This is a genomic window from Aestuariivirga sp., assembly GCF_037139295.1.
GTDB lineage: Bacteria > Pseudomonadota > Alphaproteobacteria > Rhizobiales > Aestuariivirgaceae > Aestuariivirga.
Genome location: NZ_JBAXGR010000046.1, coordinates 22,643 through 28,731, shown reverse-complemented (window position 1 = coordinate 28,731; position 6,089 = coordinate 22,643). Strand labels below are relative to the sequence as shown.

The 6,089-nt window shown below is 66.3% G+C and carries 4 protein-coding genes; 2 read left to right on the top strand and 2 right to left on the bottom strand.

What is annotated here, in order from left to right; translation table 11 throughout:
- Window positions 1-250: 250 nt before the first annotated feature.
- Both hrpB and WCJ41_RS12775 read right to left on the bottom strand, forming a co-directional pair.
- Window positions 251-2,683, bottom strand: coding sequence for an ATP-dependent helicase HrpB (gene hrpB, locus WCJ41_RS12780; RefSeq protein WP_336906209.1), 2,433 nt, complete (start codon window positions 2,681-2,683; stop codon window positions 251-253).
- Between the two features lie 181 nt (window positions 2,684-2,864).
- Window positions 2,865-3,788 (bottom strand): carbohydrate kinase, encoded by a 924-nt coding sequence (locus tag WCJ41_RS12775; protein ID WP_336906208.1) that lies wholly within the window; start codon window positions 3,786-3,788, stop codon window positions 2,865-2,867.
- Between the two features lie 156 nt (window positions 3,789-3,944).
- On the opposite strand from WCJ41_RS12775, the gene zwf reads away from it, so the two are divergent.
- Both zwf and pgl read left to right on the top strand, forming a co-directional pair.
- Window positions 3,945-5,429, top strand: coding sequence for a glucose-6-phosphate dehydrogenase (zwf, locus tag WCJ41_RS12770; RefSeq protein ID WP_336906207.1), 1,485 nt, complete (start codon window positions 3,945-3,947; stop codon window positions 5,427-5,429).
- A complete protein-coding gene (gene pgl, locus WCJ41_RS12765; RefSeq protein WP_336906211.1) occupies window positions 5,425-6,078 on the top strand; it encodes a 6-phosphogluconolactonase in 654 nt (217 codons plus the stop codon). Before zwf ends, pgl begins: the two co-directional genes overlap by 5 nt.
- Window positions 6,079-6,089 lie beyond the last annotated feature (11 nt).

The window sequence follows — 6,089 nt, the reverse complement described above, 5'->3', positions numbered from 1 at the left end:
ACGCAGTTGGGGGAGGTGAGGGAAAGCCCGCTCGCACTTGGCTGCCTCTGTGCCTAGCTTCCCCTATTCTCCCCGTTGCGTTTCGCAACGGGTCCCTTCTTCTCCCCTGAGGGAGCGGGAGAAGACGTCACCAATGCCCATCATGCGGGGGCTTGCTCCGGCATCGTTTGCGGGGCGGCGAAAACGATACGCGGGCCAAGCCCGCGTATGGTGAGTTGAGGGAGGCACCCTCTCCCGCCGTCACCCACGATTACCGCAGCCTTCTTGGCTTCACAGGCGCCGCATTCAGCGGGTCTTCGGGCCAGGCGTGCTTGGGGTATCTCCCGCGCATGTCGGAGCGCACCGAAGGATAACCGTTGGTCCAGAAGGTTTCGAGCGACTGGGTGACGGCCAAGGGCCTTCCGGCGGGGGACAGCAGTTCGATGCGCAAGGGGCTGCGGCCTTCGGCGATGGCAGGCGTCTTGGCGAGACCGAACATTTCCTGCAGGCGGACGCGCAGCACGGGGTCACCCTCCGTCTCGTAATCGATGCGGGCGTCGGCGCCCGATGGCACCTCGATCCTGACGGGCGCGAGGCGGTCCATCTTGCGGGCGAGTTCATGCGGGATGAGCGACTGGATGATCTGGTGCATGTCGAGGCGATCGAGATGCGCCTTGCGGCTGATGCCGGCGAGATAGGGCGCGAGCCAGTCGGACAGATTTGCGAGCAGTGCTTCGTCGGAGAGGTCCGGCCAGCCTTCTTCCGGGAAGAGGCGGCGGAGGAACATGACGCGGGCGCGGAGGATTTTCGCACCCTCCGTCCATGGCAGGGCGGCCAAGCCCATCTCGCGCACGCCTTCGGTCATGGCCTCGGCGATGAGCGTGGGGTCGGCGTTGGTCGAAGGCTTTTCCTCCAGCACCAGCGCGCCGAGGCGGCGGGACTTGGAGGCACTCACCGCTTTTGCGCGGCTGTCCCAGAAGACGCCGTCGCGGGATTCGATCTGATCGCGGAAATGTTCCTCGATTTCCTTCAGCGACAGTGGAGCCGCGAGGTAGATCTTCTGGTCGCCCGACGCGCCGTCTGTCGTCGCCACCGCGAGGAAATCCTGTGTCACCAGCGCGTCATGCTCGGGCAGCACCGCGCCGCCGCCGCCCGACAGGCGATAGCGCCGGTCGCCGCCGCGCCGCTGGGCGATGCGGTCCGGGAAGGCGTAGGCGACGAGCACGCCGGGGCTGACGTCGCCATCCTCGTCCTTGATACCCGCGATCTGGCGGATCTGCTTTGCGGTCTGGCGGATGCGATCCCGCGCGCCGCCACGGATGGCGGAGAGGCGCGATGTGATGTCGCTGCCCGCATCGCGCGGCAGCCCGTCACGCTCCGACAGCATGGCGGCGAGGTCGGCGGCGAGCGCGCTGTGTCCTTTCACCACCATGTGGGCGAGGCGCGGGTGCAGCGGCAGCTTCACCATCTGCTTGCCCATGGCGGTGATCTTGTTCTCGACATCCAGCGCTTCGAGGCGCCTCAGCAGGTCCTGTGCCTGGGCGAAGGGAGCAGCGGGGGGCGGGTCGAGCCAGGGCAGCGATTTCGGGTCAGTGACGCCCCAGGCGGCGAGTTCCAGCACCAGGGGTGCCAAATCGGCGACGAAGATTTCCGGATCGTCATGGGCTTTGAGCGCACGCGATTCGGCCTCGGGCCACAGTCGATAGCCGACGCCCGGCCCCAGGCGGCCTGCGCGGCCGCGGCGCTGGTCAGCGCTGGCGAGCGAGACGCGCACGGTTTCGAGCGCTGTCATGCCCGTAGCCGGGTCGAAGCGCGGCACGCGCTTGAAGCCGCAGTCGACGACGGCGCCAATGCCATCGATCGTCAGGCTGGTTTCCGCGATGGTGGTGGCAAGCACGATCTTGCGCTCGCCCGGAGGCGACGGGCGGATCGCCGCGTCCTGCTCGGCGAAGCTCATGGCGCCATAGAGCGGGCGGACCACGGTGTTACGTGGCAGGCCGGACGCATTGAGCGCGTCCTCGGTGCGGCGGATTTCAGCCTCGCCGGGCAGGAAGACGAGGATGGATTTGTCCGTCTCATCCAGCGCGCGATGGACAGCGCGCAGGGCATCGGCCGAGATGGTCTGGCGCTGGGCCTTGTCGAGGTGGCGCGTCTCCACGGGGAAGACGCGGCCCGGGGCATCGATGACGGGTGCATCGCCCAGATGCGCCGCGACGCGCGCGGCATCGAGCGTGGCGGACATGACGAGGATCTTGAGATCGTCGCGAAGCCCGCGCTGGATGTCGAGTGTCAAGGCCAAGCCGAAGTCGGCGTCGAGCGAGCGTTCGTGGAATTCATCGAAGATGACGAGGCCGGTGCCGGAAAGTTCCGGGTCCTGCTGCAGGCGGCGCGTGAGGATGCCTTCGGTGACGACCTCGATGCGGGTCTTCGCCGAAACACGGCGCTCGAGGCGCACGGTATAGCCCACCGTGCCGCCCACCTCCTCGCCCAGCGTTTCCGCCATGCGGTGCGCAGCGTTGCGCGCGGCGAGGCGGCGCGGCTCGAGCATCACGATCTTCTGGCCCTTGAGCCACGGCGCATCGATGAGCTTCAACGGCACGCGCGTCGTCTTGCCCGCGCCGGGTTCGGCGACGAGCAAGGCGGCGGGGCCCGTGGCGAGGGCTTCCGAGAGCTGCGGGATGATCTGGTCGACGGGGAAATCCATGGCCCGATCACCTCGGCGGCGGCGGAGGGAATGTCAAGGGAGCCACGTGGCCCCGCCCCCACATGTCATCATGCCCGGGCTTGTTCCGGGCACCCTTTTCCGGGCCGCCAAAAAGGATCGCCGGGACAAGCCCGGCGATGATGAGTGTTGGAGGATGTGGTTGGTGATGGGTGTTGGCGCGCTACACCATCTCCCGTGCCCATGGCGGGTTTGCGCCCGGCCTTGAGCAGGTGATCGACGCGGCCTTGGCGGCGAAGCCGAGCGCCAGCGCGAGGTCCTCGGCCTTCAGCGCTGAAAGCTTCTTCTTGTCGAGGAGTTTCATGGCGCGAAGGGCCGTGAGCAACCCGGCGGTGAAGGTGTCGCCTGCCCCTACCGTGTCGGCGACCTTCACCTTCTGCGCGGCCATGGTCATGAAGCCCTGCGTGGTGAAGGCTTCGACGCCCTTGCCGCCGCGCGTGACGACGACCAGCTTGGCACCGAGCTTCAGCCACTTCTTGGCGGCGGCGGCGGCATCGTCCTTAGCCGTCATCCAGGCCACGTCCTCGTCCGACACCTTCACGATGTCGGCCATGGCAATCATGCGGGTGAGGCGGGCCATGTGCTTGCGGCGATCCTTGATCATGCCAGGGCGGATGTTGGGGTCGAGGCAGATGACACGCGACTTCGCCTCGCGCTTCATCAACGCTTCCAGCGTGTCACCGCCGGGCTCCGGGATGAGGCTGATGGAGCCGAAGTGCAGCGCCTGCACCTTGCTTGCCAGCTTGGGCAAGTCGCGCTTCGTGAGCATGCGGCCGGCCGAATTGTCGTCGAAGAAGGAATAGCGGGCGTGGCCCTTGGTGAGCTTGACGAAGGCCAGCGTCGAGGGCTTGTCCCAGTCCTTGATGAAGGCGAGGCTGACCTTGGAGGCCTTGAGGCCGTCCCGCAGCATGTCTCCGAAGAAGTCGGTGGAAAGCCCGGTGAACAGGCCGACCGGCACACCGAGGCGGCCCAGCGCGATCGCCGTGTTGTAGACCGAGCCGCCGCAGACCGGTTCATAGGCAGCGGTCCCTTCTGGCGTTTTTCCAGGCAGAAAATCGATCAACGCCTCGCCGCAGCACAGGATCATGGCACCCTCCCAACCTGCTGATTTTTCAGCAATCATGGGCCATTTTGTTGAGGATTGCAATAAATCACTTGCCCTGACGTATTGCCGCCTTCATTGACTCGTAATCGAAAGACGCTATTTGAGCGGCGCACATCAAACACGGCGGAAAGATTTTCAATGACCCCGCGCATCATCCCGGTGGAGCTGTTCGACCTCGTGGTCTTCGGCGCCACGGGCGACCTCTCCCAGCGCAAGCTGCTGCCGGCGCTGTTCCACCGCGACCTGGCCGGCCAGATCCCGCCCGGATCGCGCATCATCGGCTGTTCGCGCCGGGCCATGACCACTGAAGAATTCCGGGCCTTCGGCCGCAAGGCCATCGAGGACCATGTCGCGGCGGCCGACCGGCCGCCCGAGATGATGGCGCGCTTCCTCGAGCGGCTGAGCTATGTGACGGCGGATGCGGTACAGGACGCCGGCTGGGCCGATCTCGGGCATCTGCTGAAGCCCGAGGCCGAGCGCATCCGCGTCTTCTACCTCGCGGTGGGGCCAGACCTGTTCGGGTCGATCTGCGATAAGCTCTCTGCCCACCATCTGGTGACGCCGCGCACCCGGGTCGTCATCGAGAAGCCGCTCGGCAAGTCGGGCGAGTCGGCACACACCCTGAACGAGCAGGTCGGCAAGGTGTTCAAGGAACCGCAGATCTACCGCATCGACCATTACCTCGGCAAAGAGACGGTGCAGAACCTGATGGCGCTGCGCTTTGCCAATGCGCTGTTCGAGCCCGTGTGGAACTCGGGCCACATCGATCATGTGCAGATCACCGTGGCCGAGACGCTGGGCGTCGAGGGCCGTGCGGGCTACTACGACACCGCCGGTGCCTTGCGCGACATGGTGCAGAACCACATGCTGCAGCTCCTGTGTCTGGTGGCCATGGAACCCCCGACCTCCACCCAGGCCGATGCACTGCGCGACGAGAAGCTGAAGGTGCTGAAGTCGCTGAAGCCGATCACCGCGGAAGCCGTGCCCAACGCCACCGTTCGCGGGCAGTATCGCGCCGGTGCCGCCAATGCGCAAGCCGTGAAGGGCTATCTCGAGGAGCTCGACACCTCGACGTCCAAGACCGAGACCTTTGTGGCGCTGAAGGCCGAGATCGCCAACTGGCGCTGGGCGGGGGTTCCCTTCTACCTCCGCACCGGCAAGCGTTTGCCGGCGCGCGTGTCCGAGATCGTCGTCACCTTCAAGCCGATCCCGCATTCGGTGTTCGACGGGCAGGCGGGGCCGATTGCGCCCAACCGGCTCGTCATTCGCCTGCAGCCCGATGAGGGCGTGAAGCTGTGGCTGATGATCAAGGATCCCGGCCCGGGCGGCATGCGGCTCTCCAACGTGCCGCTCGACATGAGCTTTGCGGACGCCTTCAACGTGCGCAATCCGGATGCCTATGAGCGGCTCATCATGGATGTGGTGCGCGGCAACCAGGCGCTGTTCATGCGCCGCGACGAGGTCGAGGCGGCGTGGTCGTGGATCGACCCGGTGCTTGATGCCTGGTCCGCATCATCCGAACTGCCGAAACCCTATACGGCGGGCACATGGGGGCCCTCCTCCGCCGTGGCGCTGATCGAACGCGACGGCCGCACATGGTACGAGGATCAGGACATTGATTGAAGCCGAACGCATCTTCGAAGCCCGCGAGGCGCTGGCCGAGACCTTGGCACGTGACGTGGCCGATGAGCTGGCCCGCGCCATCGAGGCCAAGGGCAAGGCGACGCTCGCCGTCTCCGGCGGGACGACACCCAAGCTGTTCTTCGAGAAGTTGTCGCAGATCGACATTGCGTGGAGCCGCGTGAGCGTGACGCTGGTCGACGAGCGCCAGGTGCCGGAAACCTCCGAGCGCTCCAATGCCCGCCTCGTGCGCGAATACCTGTTGCAGAACAAGGCCGCCGCCGCGCGCTTCGTGCCGCTGGTGGACAATCCGGATGCCGCGAAGATCCCCGCCTTCGACGTCGCCGTGCTGGGCATGGGCAACGACGGCCACACCGCTTCGTTCTTCCCCGGCGGTGACACGCTGGCCGAAGCGATCGATGCCGGGACGCCCAAGCGCCTCATCGCCATCACGGCACCCGGTGCCGGCGAACCGCGCCTCACCTTCACGCTCCCCGTTCTGGAAGAGGCAGGCCGCCTGGCACTCCACATCGAAGGTGCTGAAAAGCAGCAGGTGCTGAAGCAGGCGCTGGCCGAAGGCCCTGAGGAAGACATGCCGGTGCGCGCCGTGCTGCGCGGTGCCGCCCCCGTGACGCTCTATTGGTGTCCTTAAGAAAGTGAAGC